Raw genomic sequence first — 22571 nt, forward strand, 5'->3', positions numbered from 1 at the left:
CTGCCGCGCGGGTGAAGCGTTTCCGGCGCGAAATGGTGCGTTCAACGGGTCTTACGGCTTGGGCGGACCATAGACCAGCATTTCCGCCAGCGTCAAGGATACGCGGGGGGCGGGGCGCTGGCCCGCGCCCTTGCCTGCGCAGTGCTCCATCTCCAGTTCCGCCAGCCGCCGGTAGAAGGGGGTGCGGTCCAGCGTGGGCACCGCCTCGTCGGGCTGGCCGTCGGTCAGGCCGCAGAAGCGGTGGCAGCCGCGAAATACCTGGCGCTGCCCGTCGGGCCGCAGCAGGACGTTGCGGGTGCCGTGCATGCGGCAGATCATCAGCCGGTGGGCGTACAGGCCGCACAACCCGTCGTCGTTGACCGGGCACATCACGCGCGGCACCACCCCGGCGGACTGTGCGGTTGCGCACTGGGCCACCACCTCGCGGGCGCGGCGCACGTATTCGGCGCGGCGCGCCTCGGGCAGGGCCAGCATGCCCTTCCACAGGTAGGCCCATTCCACGTGGGTGTGGTGCTTGAAGTGGGTGCGGCAGCAGTTGTCCTCGCAGCCCGCGCAGGTCAGCCCGGCGGCGCGGGCCGTTTCCGCGTAGGTCCGCTCCATGTCGGCGTACAGTTCCGACAGGCGGGCGAAGACGCCGGGGCCTTTCCGGCCACCCTTCGATGCCGGTTGGCCCGGTTGGGAGGGGACAGCCCCGTCCGGTGCGGCTGCGGTGCGGTCAGCCCCGTCCGGCGCGGCGGCGGTGCGGCCAGCCGCGTTCTGGGCGGCGGAAATGCGACCAGCCGCCTTCAGCGCGGCGGAAATGCGAGTGGACGCGAGGGGGGCGGGCTTGCGGGCGGACATCACGCCTCCCCGCCCGCAAGCCAGGCCGCGATGCGCTCGGCGCACGCGCCGGGCGCCAGGTCGTCGGCGGCCAGGGTAAAGCTGGCGTAGCGCCGGTACAGGGCGATGCGCTCGTTGTACAGGTCCTCGATGGTCTGCCCCGGCGCGATGGCCAGTCCCCGTTCCGGGTTCATGGCGATGCGTTTCAGGATCAGCGGCAGGGACACCTCAAGGTAGATCAACGGCCCCAGCGCGGCAAGGTGGACCATGGCCTCGTGGCGGTAGACCACGCTGCCCCCGGTGGACAGCACGGTGCGCCGCGCGCCGATGCGGCGGATGACGCCCGCCTCCACGTCCAGGAAGCGTTCCTTGCTCATGGAATCGGCCACGGCCTGCAACCGGGTGCCGTAGGTGGCCTCGATGAGGTTGTCGGTGTCCACGTGGGCCCAGCCCAGTTGAAGGGCCAGTTCGCGGCCCACGGTGGTCTTGCCGGCGCCTGCCATGCCGATGATGCTGACGCACCCGTCGGGCGCGACGCGTGCGGGGTCAAGCGGGAGGGGGGCGGGAGGAGTGGTCATGGAAAGTCCTGTGGGGAAGTCCTGTGCGCTGGATGGACGGGGGGCGTACGTGCGCGCCGTGGGCGGCGGGGATACGGGGCCGATCCCTTGCGGCGCAGGCCCGGCGCGTGTGCCTGTGTAGTCGGCGGCGGCGTGCCGTGTCAACCTGATGCGGCGGCCGCTGGTACGCGGAGAGACGTGGGAACCCGCCCCAAACGCAAACAGGCAGGCCCACCGAAGCGGACCTGCCTGAAAGGCATCGTATGGAAGCGATTAACGCTTGGAGTACTGGTACCGGGCGCGGGCAGCGCGCTGGCCGTACTTCTTGCGTTCCTTCTTGCGGGCGTCGCGGGTCAGGAACCCGGCGCGCTTCAGGGCGCCGCGCAGTTCCGGCTCGACTTCGAGCAGGGCGCGGGAAATGCCGTGGCGCACCGCTTCGGCCTGGCCGCTCACGCCACCGCCGCACACGTTGACCTTGACGTCGAACTTTTCGAGGGTCTTGGTCAGCACCAGGGGCTGGCGGATGATCATTTGCAGCGACTTGCGCGGGAAGTAGTCTTCGAACGGACGGCCGTTCACCACGATCTGGCCGGAACCGGCGTACAGACGGGTACGGGCCGTGGCGGTCTTGCGGCGACCGGTGCCGTAGTTGAATTCGTTGGTCATGATTCTCTCCGGCTCGATCGGGTTAGTACTTGATGACCAGCGTCTGCGGGTTCTGGGCGGCATGCGGATGCTCGGGGCCAGCGTAGACCTTGAGCTTCTTCAGCATGGCGCGACCGAGCCGGTTCTTGGGCAGCATGCCCCGCACGGCGTTCATCAGCACGCGTTCCGGATGGGAGGCGAGCATCTTCTCGAGGGTGATCTCGCGAAGGCCGCCGACGTACCCGGAGTGACGGTAGTATTTCTTGTCGGCAAGCTTGTTGCCGGTGACCTTGATCTTTTCGCAGTTGACCACGACGATGAAGTCGCCGTTGTCCATGTGCGGGGCGAACTCGGGCTTGTGCTTGCCACGCAGGCGATGCGTGATCTGGGTGGCAAGGCGGCCGAGAACCAGGTCGGAGGCATCGACCACGAACCATTCGCGGTTGATGTTCTCGGGCGTGGGGCTGAACGTTTTCATCAGAGCGTACTCCTGTGCGAGCTCGAAAGAACGGTCTATGTATTGGGTTCCCCGCCCCCTGTCAACAGAAAAAGGGCGTGGGAACGCGCGACGGACGACGCCCGCCCAAAGGCTGGCGTCATGCGTGCGATGCTTGCCGTACCGGACGGAACCGGACTGGCCAGGCTGCACTGGGCCGGGCTGCCACATCGGCCTGACGGACAGGCGTCGATGATGGCGGCCCCTGGCGCATGTCGCGGTGACGCGGGGTTCGCCTGGCGGCCGTCCGCACTTCGGTTCCCACTGGCGCGCCTAACGGGGCGGCTGGCCTGGGGAGCGGACGGCTGGCCCCGCCGGATTGCCGGAAGCGGCAGGGCGGGGCTGCACCGGGCAGGCGCCGGAAGGTTGGCTTGGACCGTCCGGCGGGCTTCCGTGGCGTGAACCCGAAGCGTATCGCTTCAAACTCTTGAGCTTTACACCACGACCGCATACATTGCCAAGAGCTTTTCTTGAACCCCGGCGGGAGGCCCCATGCCCAGCATTCGCAAGAGCTTGCTCCAGTTCGTCTTTTCCGGTGCGTACATGAAGCGGTGGAACGACAAGCTGCGGCCCGTGGAACTGATGGAGGTGGACAAGCAGGCCCACAAGATGATCGTCGCGTGGCTGCTGCTGCAACTGAACACCCGCGGCCTGCCCGCCGAGGAACGGTTGCGCCTTGGCGCTGAAGTGGTGGAAGGCGGGCTGTTCGACTACTTCTACCGCTTGGTCATCACCGACGTGAAGCCGCCGGTGTTCTACCGCATAAAAGAGAACGAGGCCCACTACCGCGAGCTCACCGAGTGGGTGGCGGACGAACTGGAGCACATCGTGCGCCCGCTGGACGAGGATTTCTGGCAGCGGCTGCTGACGTACATCCGCCGCCGCGAAAAGGACACCCTGGCCGACCGCATCCTGACCGCGGCGCACCTCTACGCCAGCGGCTGGGAATTCAACCTCATCAAGCCGCTGAACGGGTTCGACGACGAGATGCCCGACATCGACGGCTCGTTCCAGAGACGCCTGACCGCCATGGCCGACCTGGCCGGGGTGCCCGAACTCATCGGCGGCTCCAGCAACGCGCTGGGGCGTTTCGCCAACCTGTGCGGCCAGTTGCGTTTCCAGAAGCGCTGGTCGCAGACCCCGCGCATTCCCGAAACCTCGGTCATCGGCCACATGTTCATCGTGGCCTGCTACGCCTATTTCTTCAGCATCGCCGTGGGCGCGTGCCCGGCCCGCCGGTTGAACAACTTCTTCTGCGGCCTGTTCCACGACCTGCCCGAAGTGCTGACCCGCGACATCATTTCGCCGGTGAAGCGCTCCGTGAAGCAGCTTCCCGAGCTCATTCGCCAGTACGAAGAGCAGGAGATGCAGGAGCGGGTGTTTTCGCTGCTGGACAAGGCGGGCTACGGCGACGTGGCCAGCCGCCTGGGCTACTTTCTGGGGCTGGCCACCGGCTCGGAATTCGACGAGACCGTGCGCGAACCCGGCCCCGACGGCGCTCCGGACGCGGTGCGCAAGGTCACCTTCGACGAGTTGCAGAACACCTGCAACATCGACGAACTGGACCCCAAGGACGGCCGCCTGGTGAAAGCCTGCGACACCCTGGCCGCGTTCATCGAGGCGCACACCTCGGTGCGCAACGGGGTAACCTCCAGCCACCTCCAGGAGGCCATCGCGCGGCTGCGCGGCGAGTACCGCCGGGTGACGCTGGGGCCGTTGCATGTGGGGGCGCTTTTCGCCGACTTCGATTAGGGGCCGCCGCCAAATTGTCCTTTTGCCCGTTGGCTGACCGACCCGAAGGGCGCGAAGCGTGCCCGTTACGCGAGTTTGCGAGCGTTACGGGCATCGAGCGCAACGCGGTCAAACTTCGCCTGCCATGGCTTTGCTGTCCTTATCCGTAAGACTCGCGCTGCGCGCTCGCCTAACGGCTAAGGCTCGGTCGAATACGATAAGAGTACGCTCTGCGGTCGCCATCCGTAAGGTTCGCAAGCTCGCCTAACGGCTGCCGCGCTCTGCGGTCCTCATCCGTAAGACTCGCGCTACGCGCTCGCCTAACGGCTGAGGCACTCCCTCATGGCAGGCTCGTTTTCCTTGCCAACGAACAAAAATCCTAATTTGGCAACCGTCCGGCGAGCGCCGGGGGAAAACCCCCGCTTGCACCGGCATCGCCTGTAGCGCTGGCTTGGCCGAGGGGCTTCCTTTTTCCGTGGGGCATGAAGCCGCGCCGCATGCGCGGAGTGCCGCCGCGTTTCCCCTCCGTATCCATCCGCAGGGCTTGTGAAAGAGAAGACAAGCGGGGCGGATTTTGCTATCGGTAACGCCATGCCCGATCCCGGCCCGAGGCGGGAGACGAGACCCATTGCCCCACCACACACCGCGAGGAGAGTACACATGCTGTTGCGAAAGCGTGCCTGGGACATCGTGCGGGAGGAATTCCCCAAGCTGCGCGAGGACGATTCGCTGGCCGAGGCCATGCGCAAGCTCAGTTCCTGCGTGGGGCCCGGCGGCGGGGGCGGGGCGGGCTGCCTGTGCGCCCTGGTGTATGACGAGCGCGACATGCTGCGCGGTGCGCTTTCGGTGTGGGACACCGTGCGCTTCATGGAGGATTCGCTGCTGCGCAGCGGTTCCCTGCGCGGCATCGAGGAGGACGGCTTCGACCGCATCTACCGCAATGCCTGCAAGGTGGCGGGGTCCACCAAGGTGCGCGACGTCATGGACCGCGACATGACCCAGGTGGCCCCCGACGACCCGCTGCTGGTGGTGCTGGAGAGCTTCGTGAAGAAGGGCCGCAGCTACGCCGTGGTGACCGAGGCGGGCAAGGTGCTGGGCGTCATCATGATCAACGACGTGTTCCGCGAGATCAGCGGCGAGATCATCAGCCGCGCCTGAATCCGCAACAGATGCATGCCGACGAACAAGGGCCGCTCCCGGAAGGGGGCGGCCCGTTTGCGTTGCGCGTGGGTCGGGTGGCGAGAGGGGCGACTGCACCGCCACTCCCCGGACGTCACCCCCTGGCCGGGGTCTCGGTCTTGGGCGCTTCCCCCCTGGGCTTGATGGCGGCGCCGAAGGCGTTGGTCACCAGCGCGTTGAGCAGCAGCGAGGTGTAGCGCGTGTCGTAGCGCGTCTTGTCCGCCGCCAGTTCCTGCGCCGCGGGCACCAGGTCCTTGGCCGGGGCGTGGGGGCGTGCGCTGATCATGGCCGAGAATGAATCGGCCACGGCGCAGATGCGGCCCAGGCGGCTGATCTGCTCGCCCTTGAGCTTTTGGGGGTAGCCCGAGCCGTCCAGCCGTTCGTGGTGCTCCAGGGTGCACTGGCGCAACTCGTCGAAGGCCAGTCCCATCTTGTGCATGATCTTGGCCCCCACCAGCGGGTGCAGGGGAATCTTGTCCTTTTCGTCGGGCTTCAGCGGAGAGGTTTTGGACAGGATGAACGCGGGCACCTTGGCCATGCCCAGGTCGTGCAGCAAGAGGGCCAGCGCCGAGCGGTCCATGTCCCGGCGCTTCAGGTTGTCGCCCATGGAGGTGACCAGCAGCCACAGCCCCACCGAAAGGGTGTTCAGCGAGTGCCTGGCCAGCGAATGTTCGCGGTACAGGCGGCGCATGAACTGCTTCACCCGGTGCCTGTCCTGCCACAGGTATTCGGTGAGGACCATGACGTCGCGGTACAACACCTCGAACACCGGCTTCACCGGCTGCTCGATGAACCCGTTCACCCGCAGGGTCAGGGCCTGCTGGAAGATGTCCGCGACCTCGCCTTCCTTCAGGTTCTTGTCCACCAGCACGAGGTCGAGCTGGTGGACGATGTGCTGTGAATAGATGGGGTGGTCCGACCGCGACACGAACAGGTCGCCCGCCTCGCACAGCCGCTGCACCTCTTCCACCTGCTCGTTGGAAAGCCGCGCGCCCTTGCGGGTGTACGGCTGCAACTGCGCGATGTCCTCGCGGAAGCGGAACAGGTCCACCGGGGGACGGTATTTGGGGAAGCTCGACAATATCTCCGTGCTGATCTGGTAGTATTCCTCGGAGATATTGTCGGGGATGGTTGCCTTCACCGTGGGTAGCTCCCTTGTGGCGCGCGCGTCGTGGGCGGCGGGGGCGCGGCGGAGCCCGGCCCGCACGGGAGCCCGGCGCCGCCGCCTGCCGTCATTTCCTGTAGATCTTCACCATGTTGGTGCCGCGCGGCTTGCGGCCCGACTTGGGCTGCCCGGCGGTGATGACCACGTTGTCGCCCTTTTCGAAGTCGGGCGCGGTGTCCACGAAGCGCTCGGCCCGGGCCACGTGGCTGGGGATGTCCTGCGGGATGTCCTGCGGCACGATGCCCCACGAGAAGTTCAGGGCGCGCAGGGCCGCCGGGTCGGGCGTCAGGGCCCAGACCATCTGGCGCGGGCGGCGCGACGAGATGAGCCGGGCCGATGCGCCGCTCATGCTGTGCGAGACGATGCCCTTGGCCCCGGTCTTCTCGGCCAGCAGGCACGCCGCGTAGGCCAGGAATTCCGCCGTGCCCTTTTCCTCGGCCGGTTCCACGAGGCGTTGCGTCTCGAAGTGCAACTCTTCCGCCTTGGTGGCGATTTCCTTCATGAATTCCACGGTCTCCACGGGAAAGTTGCCCATGGCCGTTTCTTCCGAAAGCATCACGCAGTCCGCCCCGTCCAGCACCGCGTTGGCCACGTCGGTGGTTTCCGCGCGGGTGGGCGAAGGGCTGTTGACCATGGACAGCAGCATCTGGGTGGCCACGATGACCGGCTTGGCCGCGCGGTTGCAGGCGCGGATGATGCGCTTCTGCATGGCGGGCAGGGCGGGCAGGGGGCATTCCACGCCCAGGTCGCCGCGCGCCACCATGATCACGTCGGCCTCGGTCAGGATGTCCTCCAGCCGGTCCACGGCGTTCTGCCGTTCCAGCTTGGCGATGACCGGGATGTGTTTGCGGCCGCTGGCCGCGATGATTTCCTTGGCGTCGCGGATGTCTTCCGGCGTCTGCACGAAGGACAGGGCCACGGCGTCCACGCCCAGTTCCAGGCCGTCGGCCAGGTCCTTGCGGTCCTTTTCGGTCAGGGCGGGCAGGCGCACCGACTTGCCGGGCAGGGCGAGGCCCTTGCGCGAGGTGATGATGCCGCTGTTGTCGGCCTCCAGTTCGAAGCACCCCTCCGGCGCGGTGCCCAGTACGCGGAACTGCAACCCGCCGTCGGAAAGCACCACCCGGTCACCGGCTTCCAGCCCGTTCAGCACGGCCTGGTTGGAGAAGGGGATGAGCGGCAGCACCGCTCCCGCCGGGGCCTTGGGACCCAGCAGCACGCGGTCGCCCTTGCCCACGGAGACGGCGCCGTCGGGAATCTCGCCGATGCGGATCTTGGGGCCGGAAAGGTCCTGAAGGATGGTCACCGGGCAGCCGCATTCGGCTTCCAGTTCGCGCAGCGTGCGCACCAGATCCACGAACATGGATGCGCCGCCGTGGGAAAAGTTGAGGCGAAAGATGCGCACTCCGGCGGCGATGAGGCGCGAAAGCACCTCCCGCGAGCGCGAGGCCGGTCCTATGGTGGCGATTATCTTCGTTCTCATGCTCCACCCCTGTGCAATAAGTTGTATCTTGTCAAGCCGTTTGTGCGTCGCGGAGGGGGCCGACGGCCGTACGGGGGCGCCGTGGCGGATACACCGGTATATCGTGCCGACACCCTTCGTGTCCCCCTGCATTCCGTAAAAATATCAGGGCAGGCCATGTCCCGGTGCGCCGGAGCGGGGCGCATGCCGTAGCGCGGCGCCGCGAATCCCGTGCGGCAGCGCACGCGCGGCCCGTGCCGCGGGTGCCGGACTGTGGTGGCGCGGCATCCCGCAGCATGCCGGTTATATGTTGGAATCATGTGATATTGTTGTGCGGTTGCCTGTGCGTCGGTTGCCGTTAGAAATTTTCTAGACTCGCCTGGCGGCCACGGCTTGACAGTGCCAAACATATCATAGAGAAAGTGGGAAATTGTGGTAAAAGGTGGTAGAGTCTTCTCAGGAAAGGCCCCTTCCCCGGACGGAAAGCACCCCGCGCGCCACGCGGGGGAAACGGCGGAAGCGGGCGCGCATCCTCGACGCTTCGCGCAACAGCGCGAGATGAAAGGCAAGTGGTGTTCCCGTGTTGTTCAGAGGCCGTTCCCACCGCAGTCTCGACCCCAAGGGCCGACTGATGCTGCCGCCGGATTTCCGCGACATCCTCGTGTCGCGCGCCGAGGGCGGCAAGCTGGTGCTGACCAGCTTCGACGACTGCGTCATGGGCTACCCCCTGCCGGACTGGGAAGACTTCGAGCGCAAGTTCTCGAACCTCAAGAACCCCTCGCGCAAGATGCGCGACTTCCGTCGCCTGGTCATCGGCAGCGCCGAACTCATGGACCTGGACGGGCAGGGGCGGGTGCGCATTTCGCGTTCGCACATGGACTACGCGGGCATCACCAAGGACGTGGTGCTGCTGGGCCAGGGCAGCCGCTTCGAAATCTGGGACCAGGGCCGCTTTGACGGCATCGTGGCGCAGGACTTCGACGACGTGGCCGCCGAACTGGCCGACAGCGGCATAGAACTTTCCCTCTAGCCAGCAAGGCACGGCCCCCAGGGGCCGCAGGACACCGCAATGACCGGCGCACCCGTTCCCACCGCACCGCAGGCCGCCACCGCCCCCACGGAAGGGGCGCGCGCCGCCGCGCTGCACGTGCCCGTGCTGCTGGACGAGGTGCTGGAGGCGTTGGCGCCCCGCCCCGGCGGCCGGTACCTGGACGGCACCGTGGGGCTTGGCGGCCATTCGGCGGCCATCATGGAGCGCATCGGCCCGGACGGCGAGCTGTGCTGCCTCGACCGCGACGCCACCGCCCTGGAACTGGCCCGCCAGCGCCTGGCCCCGTGGGGCGGCCGCGTGCACTTCTTCCACACCCGCTATGCCGACTTCGAAGCCGCGCTGGACCAGCTGGGCTGGGACAAGGTGGACGGCGCGCTCATCGACATCGGGGTGTCGTCCATGCAGATCGACACCGCCGGTCGCGGCTTCAGCTTCCATGCCGACGGCCCGCTGGACATGCGCATGGACCAGGGCGGCGACGAGGACCCGGCCGCCAGGCTGGTGAACCGGGCCACAGTGGACGTCCTCAAGGACATCATCCGCCGCTACGGCGAGGACCCCATGGCCGGGCGCATCGCCCGCGCCATCGTGGACGCCCGCGCGGCAGGCCCCATCGAGACCACGGCCCAACTGGCGGCCATCGTGGACAGGGCCTACCCGGCCAAGTGGCGCGCCACCTCGCGCAACCACCCGGCCACCCGCACCTTTCAGGCCCTGCGCATGGCCGTCAACGACGAGTTGGGCCAGCTGGAACGCTTTCTCGACCGCATCCTGGACCGGCTGAGCCCCGGCGGGCGGCTGGCGGTGATCACCTTCCATTCCCTGGAAGACCGCATCGTCAAGCACCGCCTGCGCGACGAAGCGCAGGGCTGCGTGTGCCCGCGTACCGTGTCCCGCTGCGAATGCGGCCACACGGCCCGCGTGGACGTGCTGACCCGCAAGCCGGTCACCGCCACCGAGGCGGAACTGGCTCGCAACTCCCGCGCCGCCAGCGCCAAGCTGCGCGCGGCCGTGCGGCTGGCCCAGGGGCAGGCCCCGCGCCCCCGGCGGCGCAACAAGTACGCCCCCGGCGACCGCGATGCAGAGGAAGGGGGCGCGTCATGAGCCACGGCGTGGGAAGCTGGGTGCTGGCCATGATCCTGTCGGTGCTGACCAGCCTGGTGCTGGGGCTGTCGCTGGTGTGGCTGAACATCGAACGCATGGACATGGCCTACACCCTGCGCAAGTTGCAGGGCGAACTGGACGGCAGGGCGGCCCTGACCGCCAAGCTGGAAGTGGAGCGGGACCGGCTGATGTCGCCGTATGAACTGGGAAGGAAGGCGGAGACCATGGGCATGCGGGGGGCGCGCCCCGGCCAGATCCGCCGCATCGAGGAGGCGGGGCGCTAGCGCCCCGGAGCGTCATGCTGCGAGCAGACAGGAAGTCACGCATTCTCGGCAGGCCCGCGCCGCGCACCGCGCGCGACGCGCGTCCCTCTTTCGAGGCGCGCGCCCCCCGCGCCGCACGCGCCCTGCGCAACAGGAAGGCCCCCGGCTCGTCGTTCGGCGGCGGCTTGCGCTTCAATCCCTTTGCCCGCTTCGGCGGGACGGACTGGAGCAAGGTGCGCCTGTACGGCGTGGGCTGCATGTTCGCGCTGCTGTGGGTGCTGCTGTGGTCGCGCGCCTGGTACGTCCAGGTCTACGACGGCGAACGGCTGGCCGGGCTTGCCCGGCGCCAGCACATGGCGGCGGAGACCGTTTCCGGCAGGCGCGGGGCCATCCTTGACCGCAACGGGCAGATCCTTGCCCGCAGCGTGGAGGTGCGCTCCGTCTACGTCCGCCCCGGCGAGGTGCGCGACGTGGACTCCACGGTCAACGCGCTGGCCGCCGCGCTGGAAGCCCCGGCCAAGCAGGTGCGCGACGCCGTTGTCGCCAAGCGGGGCTTTTCGTGGGTGGCCCGCAAGGTGGACGACCTGGCCGCGGAGAACGTGCGCAAGGCCAGCCTGCCCGGCGTGTACCTGACCAGCGAGTACGAACGCATCTATCCCTTCAAGCAGATGGCCGGGCAACTGCTCGGCTTCGTGGGCATGGAGAGCAAGGGCCTGGAAGGCATAGAACTGGCCTTCGAGGAAGTGCTGAGCGGCGATTCCGCCCGCAACGTGGTGCAGCGCGACGCCGCCGGACGCCGTCTGGACATGGACGGCGGCGCGGGCCGCGCGTCCCTGCGCGGCCGCGACGTGCGCCTGACCATCGACACCCAGGTCCAGTTCTTTGCCGAAGAAGCCCTGGCCCGCTCCGTGGACCAGTTCGACGCCTCCTGGGGCGGCTGCCTGGTGGTGGACGTGGACTCCGGCGACATCCTGGCCTGGGCGCAATATCCGTTCTTCAATCCCAACGCCTACCGCGACTACAAGGCCGACCGCTGGCGCAACCGCCTGGCCGCCGACGCGCTGGAGCCCGGCTCCACGCTGAAGCCGTTCCTGGTGGCCGCCGCGTTGCAGGAAGGCGTGGTCAAGGGCGACACCTCCTTCAATTGCGAAAAGGGTCGCTGGAAGACCCGCTACATCACCATCCGCGACACGCACAGCTACGACGTGCTGCCCGTGAACAAGGTGCTGCGCTACTCCAGCAACATCGGCATGGCCAAGATCGGCCTGGAACTGGGGTCCAAACGCTACTGGGAATACCTGAGCCAGTTGGGGTTCGGCGACCGCACCGGCCTGCCCATCACCGAGAGCAAGGGCATCCTGCGCGACCCGCGCCACTGGTCCGAGCCGGACCTGATCACCACCTCGTTCGGCCAGTCCATCGCCGCCACCGGCGTGCAGATGGCCCAGGCCTACCTGACCCTGGCCAACGGCGGCGAACGCAAGCCGCTGCGGCTGATCGTGGATTCCGGCGACGACACCCCGGCCAACTCGGCCAGCCAGAAGGTGTACAACGACAAGACGGTGAAGCAGGTCATCTCCATGCTGCGCGAAGTGGTGGAGGAAGACGGCACCGGCACCCGCGCGCGCATCCCCGGCATCATGGTGGGCGGCAAGACCGGCACCGCGCAAAAGGCTGACGAGACGGGGCGTTACGGCCACGAACGGCTGGCTTCGTTCGTGGGTTTCGCCCCCATCGACCGGCCCAAGTACCTGATTTTGGTCATGGTGGACGAACCGCAGAAAAATTCGTACGGCGGCGTGGTCGCCGCGCCCGTGTTCAAGCACGTGGCCATGCGCACCATGGCCTACCACGGCCTGCTGCCCGACGCTCCCGACCCCGAGGCCCCCACCTACGCCACGCCCATGGGCAAGACCGGCCCGGTGGAAGTGCGCCGCGAGGTGGCCGAGGCCGTGCGCGAGGCCCCCGACGGGGTGCCCAACGTGGTGGGCAAGTCGGTGCGCCGGGCCGTGGAGGTGTTCGCCCGGCAGGGCATGGTGCCCGTGCTCAAGGGCGTGGGGCAGACCGTGATCCGCCAGACCCCGGAACCGGGCGCCGAATGGCCCAAGGGCCAGCCCGCGGGGCAGTGCGTCCTCTGGCTTTCCGAGAATTCGTAGGAGCATCGCCGCATGACCCGCATTTCCTTTGACGACCTTCTGGCCCGCGTCCGCCAGACCCGCACCGGCACGGACAGGCCGGAAATACGCACCGACTCGCGCAGGGTGGGCCGGGGCGACGTGTTCGTGGCCGTGCCCGGCGTCGCCGCCAACGGCGGCGCGGGCGTGGACGGCGCGGACTTCATCCCCAAGGCGTGGGCCGCCGGGGCCGGGGCGGTGGTCTGCCTGCCCGGCCGGGTGGATGCCGCCCTTGCCGATGCTCCGGAAGGTTCCGTGGTCGCCGTCCACGACGACCCGCGCGCGGCCATCGGACTGCTGGGCCAGGCGCGGTACGGCACGGACGCGCTGTCCTTTCCGGTGGTGGCCGTCACCGGCACCAACGGCAAGACCACCATCACCTATCTTTTGGAACACGTGTTTTCCGCCTTGGGCCGCCGGGCCGGGGTGCTGGGCACGGTCAGCTACCGCTGGCCGGGCTTCGCCATGGACGCGCCGCTGACCACGCCCGACTGCATCGAGACCCACGCCATGCTGGCCCGCATGCAAGCCGCCGGGGTGGACGTGGCGCTGATGGAGGTCTCGTCCCACGCGCTGGACCAGCGCCGGGTGGCGGGCATCCGCTTCGCCGGGGCTATCCTGACCAACCTGACGCAGGACCATCTGGACTACCACGGCGACATGGAACGCTACTACGCCGCCAAGGCCCGCCTGTTCACCGAACTGCCCGACGCGGACAAGGCCTGCGCCGTCAACGCCGACGACGCCTGGGGTCGCCGCCTGCTGGGCGAGGTTCCGCATGCCATCGGCTTCGGGCTGGAGGCGGCGCCCGATGGGGGAGAGGTCGTGCCGGGCCGCCGTCACCTGCACGGCGAAATGGTCCGCAACGACACCTCGGGCCTCACGCTGCGCATGACCTTCGAGGGGCGGCAGTGGGAGCTTTCCTCGCACTTCATCGGCGCGCACAACGCCTCCAACCTGCTGGCCGTACAGGCCGTGTGCCTGGGCATGGGCCTTGCGCCCGAAGATTTCGCCAGCCTGGCCGACTTCGCCGGGGTGCCGGGGCGGCTGGAGCGCATCGTGAACCCGCGAGGGCTGGACATTTTCGTGGATTACGCACATACCCCCGACGCGCTGGAAAACGTGCTGCGCGCGCTGCGAGCGGTGGGCTTTGCACGCATCGTCACCGTGTTCGGCTGCGGCGGCAACCGCGACCGCACCAAGCGCCCGCTGATGGGGCAGGCGGTGGCGCGGTATGCCGACGTGGCCGTGCTCACGTCCGACAACCCCCGCCACGAGGACCCCGAATCCATTATGGCCGACGTGCTGCCCGGCCTTGCCGGTGCGCGCGAGGTGGTCAGCGACCCCGACCGGGCCAGGGCCATCGGCAAGGCCCTTGCGCTGCTGCGGCCGGGCGACGCGCTGCTGGTGGCGGGCAAGGGGCATGAAAGTTACCAGCAGATCGGCGACCGCAAGGTGCCGTACAGCGACCAGCAGGTCATCCGGGAGATACTTGGGTGCAATTGATGTCCACCACCACGCGCCACGCCGCGCGGGTCCGCGCCGTGTCCCATGAGGCCAGCCGGGCCAGTTGGGCCAGTTGGGCCAGTCGGGCCGGTCAGGCCGGTTCCTCACGCACCACCGGGGGGCGCCATGCTGTATAACCTGCTGTTTCCCCTCAGTTCCGAATTCACGGTCCTCAACGTCTTCCGCTACATCACCTTCCGGTCGGTGTGGGCGCTGCTGACGGCGCTGCTGCTGTCCATCCTCATGGGACCGTGGTTCATCGGATGGCTGCAACGCATCAAGTGCGGCCAGCACATCCACGAGGACGTCACCTGCCACGTGCAGAAGGCGGGCACCCCCACCATGGGCGGCCTGCTCATCGCCTTTTCCCTGTCCGTCAGCGTGCTGCTGTGGGCCGACCTGACCAACAAGTACGTCTGGCTGACCATGCTCATCTTCCTGGGCTTCGGGCTGGTGGGCTTTCTGGACGACTACATCAAGATCCGCCGCCGCAACAACAAGGGCCTGTCCGCCCGCGCCAAGTTCGCGGGGCAGGTGGCGGTGGCCGCCGTGGCCATGTACCTGGTGGTCAGCGAGCCGGTGTACTCCACGCGGCTGGCCTTTCCGTTCTTCAAGGGCCTCGCGCCCGACCTGGGCTGGCTGTACATCCCCTTCGCGGTGACGGTCATGGTGGGTTCGTCCAACGGGGTGAACCTCACCGACGGGCTGGACGGCCTGGCCATCGGGCCCACCATCATCGCGGGCATGGTCTTCGCCGTGTTCATCTACGTGGCGGGCAACGTGCAGATGTCCGGCTACCTGCAGGTGCCCTACGTGCCCGGCGTGGGCGAGGTCACCGTGTTCTGCGGGGCGCTGGTGGGGGCGAGCCTGGGCTTTCTGTGGTTCAACGCCTATCCCGCCCAGGTGTTCATGGGCGACGTGGGCTCGCTGGCCCTTGGCGGCGCGCTGGGCTTCCTGGCCGTGCTGTGCAAGCAGGAACTGCTGCTGCTCATCGTGGGCGGGCTGTTCGTGGTGGAAACCCTGTCGGTGATCCTTCAGGTGGGCTACTTCAAGTTCACGGGCGGCAAGCGCATCTTCCGCATGGCCCCGCTGCATCATCACTTCGAATTGCAGGGCATCCCCGAGTCGAAGATCATCATCAGGTTCTGGATCATGTCGGCGCTGCTGGGGCTGATGGCGCTGTCGGTACTGAAGCTGCGCTAGGACAAGGATACGGCAATGACCTGCGACAAGCACATGGCGCGGACCATCGGCAAGGGCGACCTTGCGGTGGTCGTGGGCGCGGGGCGCTCCGGCATGGCGGCCGCGCGGCTGCTGCACCGCATGGGCGCGCGCGTGCGTCTGCTGGAACGCAACGCCGGCGGGGTGCCCGCCGACTTCGCGCACTGGGCCGCCGGGGCCGGGGTGGAAATCGCCACCGGCGACCATTCCCCGGCGCAGTTCGAGGGCGCGCGGGCCGTGGTGCCCAGCCCCGGCATGGCCGTGGCCGCGCTGCACCCCCTGCTTGCGACAGGGCCGGACGCGCCCGAAGTGCTGGCCGAGATGGAGCTTGCCTGGCGGCAGCTTGCCGACGAGCCGGTGCTGGCCGTCACCGGCACCAGCGGCAAGACCACCACGGTTTCGCTGTGCGCCGCCATGCTGCGCGCGCAGGGCCTTTCCGTGTTCCTGGGCGGCAACATCGGCACCCCCCTCAGCGAGTACGTGCTGTCCGTGGCGGATGGCGGGCCGCGCGTGGATGCGCTGGTCATCGAGATTTCCAGCTTCCAGTTGCAGGCGTGCACCACCTTTCGCCCGCGCGTGGCCATGCTGCTGAACATCAGCGAGAACCACCTGGACTACCACGCCGACATGGCGGAATACATCGACGCCAAGTTCCGGCTGTTCCGGTGCATGGAAGAGGGCGACCTGGCCATCTTCGGCGAGGGCGTGCGCGACCTGGTGGCCGCCCGCGCGCCCAAGGCCCGCACGCTGTTCTTCGACGTCGGGGCCAGGCGCTTTCCGCGTACCCGCCTGCTGGGCGGGCACAACCAGGCCAACATCGAGGCCGCATGGCAGGCCTGCCGCGAGTTCGGCGTGACGGCCGAGGCGGCGGAAAGGGCCGTGGCGGACTTCGCCCCGCTGGAGCACCGGCTGGAGGCCGTGGCCGAACGGAACGGCGTGCTGTGGGTGAACGATTCCAAGTGCACCACGGTGGAGGCGTTGCGCGTGGCGCTGCAAGCCTTCGACAGGCCGGTGGTGCTGATGGTGGGCGGCAAGTTCAAGGGGGGCGACCTTGCGTCCCTGCTGCCGCTGATGCGCGGGCGGGTGCGGGCCGTGGTGGGCTTTGGCGCCAGCCGTGAACATTTCGAGGCCGCGTGGCTGGGGCAGGGGGATTTCCCCATGTCCTGGCCCATGTCCTGGCCCATGTCCTGGCATGACACGCTGGAGCCCGCCGTGGCCGAGGCCGCCGTACTGGCCCGGCCCGGCGACGCGGTGGTGATGGCCCCGGCCACTTCCAGCTTCGACCTGTTCGCCAACTACAAGGAGCGCGGCCACGCCTTCCGCCGCGCGGTGGAGGCCCTGCCATGAGGTTCGGCGCGCAAGCGGACGCCCATCCCTCGGCCGCGCTGGCCGACCTGCGGCACGACGGGTCCGGCCATTACGGCAGCTTCGGCGGCATCGCCCACGGCGAGCACGGCCCGCAGAACGGTGTGGACTGGTGGCTGTTCGCCATCGCCCTGACCCTGCTGGGCATCGGTCTGCTGATGGTGCTGTCCGCCAGCGGCATCGTGGCCGAGCGCTTCAACGGCGACAAGTACTACTTCTTCAAGCGCCAGCTGATGTTCGCCTGCGTGGGCGGCGTGGCCCTGTTCACCGCCGCGCTGATGCCGCGCAACCTGCTGTACAAGCTGCAATACCCCATCCTGTTCGGGGTGCTGATCCTGCTCATCCTGGTGCTGACGCCGCTGGGCAACAAGGTCAACGGCGCGCGCCGCTGGATCCAGGTGGGGCCCGTGGCCGTGCAGCCCATGGAGTTCACCAAGATCGCCCTGGCCCTGTACCTGGCCTACTTCATGAGCACCAAGCAGGAGATCATCAAGACCTTCAGCCGGGGGGTCATACCGCCGTTCGCCGTGACCGGGGTGTTCTGCGCGCTGCTGTTGCGCCAGCCCGACTTCGGCGGGGCGGCGGTGCTGGCCATGATCCTGTTCTTCATGTGCCTGGTGGGCGGCACGCGGTTCTTCTACCTGGCCGTGTCCGGGGCGGCGGCCGTGGCGGGCGCCGTCATGCTGGTGGTGCATTCGCCGTACCGCTTCCGCCGGTTCACCGCCTTCCTCGACCCCTTCGCCGACGCGCAGGATTCCGGCTACCAGCTGGTGCAGTCGCTGTTCGCGCTGGGGTCCGGCGGCATCACCGGCGTGGGCATCGGCGCCAGCCGCCAGAAACTGTTCTACCTGCCGGAAGCGCACAACGACTTCATCATCGCCGTGCTGGGCGAGGAATTGGGCTTCATCGGCATGTCGCTGGTCTTCGTGCTGATGGGCATGCTGTTCTGGCGGAGCTTCCGCATCGCCGCCCGGCAGGACGATCTGCGCGACCGGTTCACCGCCTTCGGGGTGACCCTGGTGCTGTTGCTGGGGGCCGTGCTGAACATGGCGGTGGTCATGGGCGTGGCGCCCCCCAAGGGCGTGCCCATGCCCTTCCTGAGCTACGGGGGCAGCAGCCTGCTGACCACCCTGACCTGCGTGGGGCTGTTGCTGAACTATTCGCGCACGGCACGCTGACGGCGTGCCTTCGCGCGTTTTCACCACCGCACGAGACACCGGAGGAAACACCATGCGCCGCGTCATCCTCACCACGGGCGGAACCGGGGGGCACATCTTCCCGGCGCTGGCCGTGGCCGAGGAGATCACCCGCCGTCATCCCAAGGCCCGCATCCTGTTCCTGGGCGGCAAATACGGGCCGGAGGCCGACCTTGCGGCCCGCGCCGGGCTCGAGTATGTGGGCCTGCCGGTGCGCGGGGTGATGGGGCGCGGCCTGCGCGCGGTGGCCGCCGCCGGGGCCATGGCCCTTGGCGTGTGGCGCGCGGTGTCCGTGGTGCGCCGGTTCGACCCGGACATCGCCGTGGGCTTCGGCGGCTACGCCGCCTTCGCCGGGGTGCTGGCCGCGCGGCTGTGCGGCAGGCCCGCCGCCATTCACGAGCAGAACGCCATCCCCGGACTGACCAACCGCCTGCTGGGCCACGTGGTGCAGCGGGTGTTCCTGTCCCTGCCGGACACGGCGGGCGTGTTCCCCGCGCGGCGCTGCGTGGCCACCGGCAACCCGGTGCGCGCGGCCATCGTCGCGGCCGGGGCGCAGGGTGCGGCCCAAGGTGCCGGGGACGAGGCCCACGGAGCCGGGGACGCCCCGCGTTCCGCCCATTCGCGCCGCCTGCTGGTCATGGGCGGCAGCCTTGGCGCCCGCGCCGTCAACGATGCCGTGGTGGCCGCGCTGCCCGCCCTGCGCGACGCCGGAGTGGAACTGTGGCACCAGACCGGCACCGCCGACTGGGAACGGGTGCGCGCGGGCTACAAGCAGGCCGGGATTTCCCAGGCCCGCGTCGAGGCGTTCATCGACGACGTGGCCAGCGCCTACACCTGGGCGGATCTTGTCCTGTGCCGCGCCGGGGCCACTTCCGTGGCCGAACTGGCCGTGGCGGGCAAGCCCTCGGTGCTGGTGCCGTTTCCCTTCGCCACCCACGACCACCAGTTGCACAACGCCCGGCATATCGCCGACGCCGGGGCCGCGCTGGTGGTGGAGCAGAAGAACGTCACCCCCGGCCCCGACGGCAGGCCCGCCGTGGCTCTGGACCGCGTGCTGGTGGAACTGCTGTCCGACCGCCAGCGTCTGGCCCGCATGGGCCGCGCCGCCCGCGCCATGGGCAGGCCGCAGGCTGCCGCCGCCGTGGTGGACGGCATGGAAGCCATCCTCGCGGGGCGCAAGTAGGTTGGAGTTTTTCGTGTGTTCATCGCGAGGGGGGAGTCGGTTTTTTTGTTTGCCTCCGGCGGGCAAGGGGCTTCGCCCCCTGCACCCCGATGAGAAAGTTTTTTTCAGCATTCGTTGATAGCTCGGATGCACACTGCAAGGCGTAAGAATGGCCCATTGAAGGGGGTGCAGGGGGCGAAGCCGCGTTGCGATCGCCATCCGTAAGACTCGAAGACTCGTCTAACGGCTGCCGTCCTTGCCCGCCGGAGGCGTAAAAAACAGAACCTGCCTTCGCCAGCGGCCGCAATAACGCGAAAGGCAACATGAAAAATTATGAATAACAACAAGATCAAGAAAATACACATGGTCGGCATCGGCGGCTCGGGCATGAGCGGCATTGCCGAGGTGCTCTTGAACCTTGGGTACGAGGTGTGCGGTTCGGACATGTCCGACGGCACTGTGGTGCGCCGCCTGCGCAAGCTGGGGGCCGAGATCTACATCGGCCACGGCGAGGGCAACCTGACCGACGCGCAGGTGCTGGTGAAGTCCACGGCCATCGGCGACGACAACCCGGAGGTGGCGGCCGCGCGCAAGCGGGGCATTCCCATCATTCCGCGCGCCGAGATGCTGGCCGAACTGATGCGCCTGCGCACGGGCATTGCCATTGCGGGCACGCACGGCAAGACCACCACCACCTCGCTCACAGCGGCCATCTTCGACGAGGCGGGCACCGACCCCACGGTGATCATCGGCGGGCGGCTGAACGCCTACGGGGCCAACGCGCGCCTGGGCGACGGCGCCTACCTCATCGCCGAGGCGGACGAATCGGACGGCTCGTTCCTGTGCCTGTTCCCCATCGTCACCGTGGTCACCAACGTGGACATGGACCACATGGACCACTACCCCTCGCAGCAGGCCATCGACGACGCCTTCGTGGACTTCATGAACAAGGTGCCGTTCTACGGCATGAACGTGGTCTGCGGCGACGACCCCGGCGTGCGCCGCCTGCTGCCGCGCGTGAAGCGCCCGGTGGTCACCTACGGCTTCGACGAGCACAACGCCATCCGGGCCGAGGTGCTGGCCTGCGCGGACACCAGCCTGTTCAACGTCATCGTCGACGGCGAGGACATCGGGCAGGTGCGCCTGGTCCAGCCGGGCCGCCACAACATCCTGAACGCCCTGGCCGCCATCGGCGTGGCGCTGGAGTGCGACATCGCGCCCGAGAAGATCGTGTCGGGCCTGGCCCGGTTCGGCGGGGTGGGGCGGCGCTTCGAGCGCAAGGGCGAGCGCGACGGCGTGCTGGTGGTGGACGACTACGGCCACCATCCGGCGGAAATCGCGGCCACCCTGGCCACGGCGCGCCAGTGCTTCCCGCACCGGCGGCTGGTGGTGGTGTTCCAGCCGCACCGGTTCACCCGCACCCAGGCCCTGTTCGGCGAATTCTGCAAGGTGTTCGACGGGGTGGACAAGCTGCTGCTGACGGAAATCTACCCCGCGTCGGAAAAGCCCATCCCCGGCGTGAGCGGGCAAAGCCTGGCCCAGGGCATCCGCCAGGTGTCGAAGACCGACGTGACCTACCATCAGGATTTCGATTCCGTGCTGGCGGCGCTGCCCGAAGTGCTGCAACCCGGCGACCTGCTGCTGACGCTGGGCGCGGGCAACGTGACCACCATCGGTCCCCGCTACCTGGAAGGGGAATAGCATGCTCAAGGTTCTCGACGGCCCCGTGCTTGCGCACCGCACCACGCTCCGCCTTGGCGGCAGGGCGCTGGCGGAGGCGCGCGCGGCCGGGCCCGGGGACCTGGACGGCCTGCCCGAAGCGCTGGCGCGCCTTGGCGGCGAGCCACGCATGCTGGGCTGCGGCAGCAACATTTTGGCCGACGACGGCGAACTGCCCGTGGTGGTGGTGACGCTGGCGGACGGCGGCCCCTTCGACGCCGCGCCGGAAGTGACCGGCGAGACGGAGGACGGCCGCGTGCTGGTGCGCGTGGGCGCGGCGCAGCGGCTGCCGCGCCTGGTGTCGCGCCTGTCCGCGTGGGGCCTTTGCGGCATGGAAGGGCTGGCGGGGATACCCGGCGCGGTGGGCGGCGCGGTGGCCATGAACGCCGGTTCCTACGGCTGCGAATGCGGCGCCGCGCTGCATTCCGTCTCGGTGTTCTCGCCCGCGCTGGGCCATGTGACCCTGGGCCGCGAGCGGTTCCGGTACGGGTACCGGCAGTTCGAGGTGCTGGACGCCTCGGGCGCGCCGCTGGGCGGCTGGTTCCTGGTCACTTCGGCCACCTTCGCCCTGGCGCGGTGCGACAGCGCGGTGGTGCATGCGGCCATGCGCGGCAATTACCTGAAGAAGAAAGCGACGCAGCCGGTGCTGGCCCACAGTGCGGGGTGCGTATTCCGCAATCCCTCGGCGGAGAACCCCGCTGGAAAGTTGCTGGATGCGGCGGGCTTAAAAGGATACCGTATCGGCGGAATGGCATTTTCGAAAATGCATGCCAACTTCATGATCAACGAAGGAAACGGCACTGCAAAAGAGGCCTTCAGTTTATTGCAGTTGGCAAGAGTTGCCGTGAGTGAACGTTTCAGAGTCGATCTTGAACTTGAAGTGAAGGTCTGGTCATGGTGGTAGCATTGTCGCGCGGAAAGAAGGGCGCGAAGAATGCGTACAGCAGAAAAAGCGTGAAGCCGCAGAAGCCTACGCTGAATCCGAGCAACGGAGTGCTGTCGTTCGTCAAATGGATCTTCACCATGCTGCTTTCCGTGTCCCTTCTGGTCGGAATAAGCATAGGTTTGCTGTATGTCTACAGATATGCGACGAGTTCTGAATATTTTGCAGTCAAATCTATTGAAGTCTCCGGCAATTTGAGGTTAAGACAGGAGGAAATCCTGGCGTTGGCGGGCATTGCCCCCGGCTCGAACAGCCTTGCGGTGAACATCGCGGACATGGAGTCGGGCCTGCTGCGCAACCCCTGGATTACGGAAGTATCCGTAAAAAGGTTGCTTCCGGACGGATTTGCGATAAAAGTCGCTGAACGGGAGCCGAAGTTCTGGGTACAGCGCGGAGGAGAGCTTCTCTACGCCGACGAACACGGCAACATCATCGCCCCGGTGGGGGCGGGCCGGTTCACCTCGTTGCCCACGCTGGAAGTGGAGACGGGGGCAGAGGAAGCGCTGGAGCGATTGCCCGAGATAACCGGCGATCTGAAGCGGGCCAGGCTGCCCGTGGACATCGCCCTGGTTTCGTGGGTGCGCCTGAGCCCCGGCAAGGGCGTGGAACTATATCTGGAAAACAGCGACCTGCGGCTCAGCGTCGCGCTGGAAGACTGGCGCGGCAACCTCGACAGGCTGGGTAAGGTGCTCGACGACCTTGCCCGTCGGGGCGAACTGAAGCAGGTGCGCGAGGTGAAGGCGGGGGGCGTCAACGTCTGGGTACAGAAGGACGCCGCCCTCGGCGGCTGACCCGGCAGTGCGAAACCGCACGGGC

At 68.0% G+C, this 22571-nt stretch carries 20 protein-coding genes; 14 read left to right on the top strand and 6 right to left on the bottom strand.

Going from position 1 to position 22571, the window contains the following annotated elements; genetic code table 11:
* Window positions 1–51 precede the first annotated feature (51 nt).
* The 4 genes from ACR4XJ_RS15275 to rplM form a co-directional block, all read right to left on the bottom strand.
* On the bottom strand, window positions 52–840 hold the full coding sequence (locus ACR4XJ_RS15275) for a hypothetical protein (RefSeq protein WP_434756014.1): 789 nt from the start codon (window positions 838–840) through the stop codon (window positions 52–54).
* Window positions 840–1397: a homoserine kinase gene (gene thrB, locus ACR4XJ_RS15280; protein ID WP_434756015.1), complete on the bottom strand. Its 558-nt coding sequence runs from the start codon at window positions 1395–1397 to the stop codon at window positions 840–842. Before thrB ends, ACR4XJ_RS15275 begins: the two co-directional genes overlap by 1 nt.
* 252 nt (window positions 1398–1649) lie before the next feature.
* A complete protein-coding gene (gene rpsI / locus ACR4XJ_RS15285; protein WP_434756016.1) occupies window positions 1650–2042 on the bottom strand; it encodes a 30S ribosomal protein S9 in 393 nt (130 codons plus the stop codon).
* Between the two features lie 22 nt (window positions 2043–2064).
* The gene (gene rplM / locus ACR4XJ_RS15290; RefSeq protein WP_333506384.1) at window positions 2065–2499 is read right to left on the bottom strand and encodes a 50S ribosomal protein L13; all 435 of its coding nucleotides are present in this window, start codon (window positions 2497–2499) and stop codon (window positions 2065–2067) included.
* 510 nt (window positions 2500–3009) lie between these two features.
* Between rplM and ACR4XJ_RS15295 the strand changes: the two genes are divergently transcribed.
* Together ACR4XJ_RS15295 and ACR4XJ_RS15300 are read left to right on the top strand one after the other, a co-directional pair.
* Window positions 3010–4269, top strand: coding sequence for an HD domain-containing protein (locus tag ACR4XJ_RS15295; protein ID WP_434756017.1), 1260 nt, complete (start codon window positions 3010–3012; stop codon window positions 4267–4269).
* A 639-nt stretch (window positions 4270–4908) separates the two neighbouring features.
* The gene (locus tag ACR4XJ_RS15300) at window positions 4909–5406 is read left to right on the top strand and encodes a CBS domain-containing protein (RefSeq protein ID WP_333506382.1); all 498 of its coding nucleotides are present in this window, start codon (window positions 4909–4911) and stop codon (window positions 5404–5406) included.
* Between the two features lie 115 nt (window positions 5407–5521).
* Here ACR4XJ_RS15300 and ACR4XJ_RS15305 read toward each other — a convergent pair whose 3' ends face one another.
* Together ACR4XJ_RS15305 and pyk are read right to left on the bottom strand one after the other, a co-directional pair.
* Window positions 5522–6568: an HD-GYP domain-containing protein gene (locus ACR4XJ_RS15305; RefSeq protein ID WP_434756018.1), complete on the bottom strand. Its 1047-nt coding sequence runs from the start codon at window positions 6566–6568 to the stop codon at window positions 5522–5524.
* 91 nt (window positions 6569–6659) lie between these two features.
* Window positions 6660–8072, bottom strand: coding sequence for a pyruvate kinase (pyk, locus tag ACR4XJ_RS15310; protein ID WP_434756019.1), 1413 nt, complete (start codon window positions 8070–8072; stop codon window positions 6660–6662).
* Between the two features lie 559 nt (window positions 8073–8631).
* Between pyk and mraZ the strand changes: the two genes are divergently transcribed.
* The 12 genes from mraZ (at window position 8632) to ACR4XJ_RS15370 (ending at window position 22546) form a co-directional block, all read left to right on the top strand.
* Window positions 8632–9081 (top strand): division/cell wall cluster transcriptional repressor MraZ, encoded by a 450-nt coding sequence (gene mraZ / locus ACR4XJ_RS15315; RefSeq protein ID WP_434756020.1) that lies wholly within the window; start codon window positions 8632–8634, stop codon window positions 9079–9081.
* 39 nt (window positions 9082–9120) lie between these two features.
* On the top strand, window positions 9121–10206 hold the full coding sequence (gene rsmH, locus ACR4XJ_RS15320) for a 16S rRNA (cytosine(1402)-N(4))-methyltransferase RsmH (RefSeq protein ID WP_434756021.1): 1086 nt from the start codon (window positions 9121–9123) through the stop codon (window positions 10204–10206).
* Window positions 10203–10490 (top strand): hypothetical protein, encoded by a 288-nt coding sequence (locus tag ACR4XJ_RS15325; RefSeq protein ID WP_434756022.1) that lies wholly within the window; start codon window positions 10203–10205, stop codon window positions 10488–10490. Before rsmH ends, ACR4XJ_RS15325 begins: the two co-directional genes overlap by 4 nt.
* A gap of 14 nt (window positions 10491–10504) precedes the next feature.
* A complete protein-coding gene (locus tag ACR4XJ_RS15330) occupies window positions 10505–12625 on the top strand; it encodes a penicillin-binding transpeptidase domain-containing protein (RefSeq protein ID WP_434756023.1) in 2121 nt (706 codons plus the stop codon).
* Between the two features lie 12 nt (window positions 12626–12637).
* Complete coding sequence (locus ACR4XJ_RS15335) at window positions 12638–14149, top strand: UDP-N-acetylmuramoyl-L-alanyl-D-glutamate--2,6-diaminopimelate ligase (protein WP_434756024.1); 1512 nt, start codon at window positions 12638–12640, stop codon at window positions 14147–14149.
* 126 nt (window positions 14150–14275) lie between these two features.
* Window positions 14276–15352, top strand: a complete 1077-nt coding sequence (gene mraY, locus ACR4XJ_RS15340; RefSeq protein WP_434756025.1) for a phospho-N-acetylmuramoyl-pentapeptide-transferase — start codon at window positions 14276–14278, stop codon at window positions 15350–15352.
* A 15-nt stretch (window positions 15353–15367) separates the two neighbouring features.
* Complete coding sequence (gene murD / locus ACR4XJ_RS15345; protein ID WP_434756026.1) at window positions 15368–16717, top strand: UDP-N-acetylmuramoyl-L-alanine--D-glutamate ligase; 1350 nt, start codon at window positions 15368–15370, stop codon at window positions 16715–16717.
* Window positions 16714–17913: a putative lipid II flippase FtsW gene (ftsW, locus tag ACR4XJ_RS15350; RefSeq protein ID WP_434756027.1), complete on the top strand. Its 1200-nt coding sequence runs from the start codon at window positions 16714–16716 to the stop codon at window positions 17911–17913. The genes murD and ftsW overlap by 4 nt, the downstream gene beginning before the upstream one ends.
* 52 nt (window positions 17914–17965) lie before the next feature.
* The gene (gene murG, locus ACR4XJ_RS15355; RefSeq protein ID WP_434756028.1) at window positions 17966–19114 is read left to right on the top strand and encodes an undecaprenyldiphospho-muramoylpentapeptide beta-N-acetylglucosaminyltransferase; all 1149 of its coding nucleotides are present in this window, start codon (window positions 17966–17968) and stop codon (window positions 19112–19114) included.
* Window positions 19115–19426: 312 nt separating this feature from the next.
* Window positions 19427–20794, top strand: a complete 1368-nt coding sequence (murC, locus tag ACR4XJ_RS15360; protein WP_434756029.1) for a UDP-N-acetylmuramate--L-alanine ligase — start codon at window positions 19427–19429, stop codon at window positions 20792–20794.
* Between the two features lies 1 nt (window position 20795).
* Entirely contained in the window at window positions 20796–21716 is a 921-nt protein-coding gene (gene murB / locus ACR4XJ_RS15365; protein ID WP_434756030.1) for a UDP-N-acetylmuramate dehydrogenase, read from the top strand.
* Complete coding sequence (locus ACR4XJ_RS15370) at window positions 21707–22546, top strand: cell division protein FtsQ/DivIB (RefSeq protein WP_434756031.1); 840 nt, start codon at window positions 21707–21709, stop codon at window positions 22544–22546. The genes murB and ACR4XJ_RS15370 overlap by 10 nt, the downstream gene beginning before the upstream one ends.
* Window positions 22547–22571 lie beyond the last annotated feature (25 nt).

It is taken from the genome of Nitratidesulfovibrio sp. D1 (assembly GCF_051133415.1).
GTDB lineage: Bacteria > Desulfobacterota > Desulfovibrionia > Desulfovibrionales > Desulfovibrionaceae > Cupidesulfovibrio.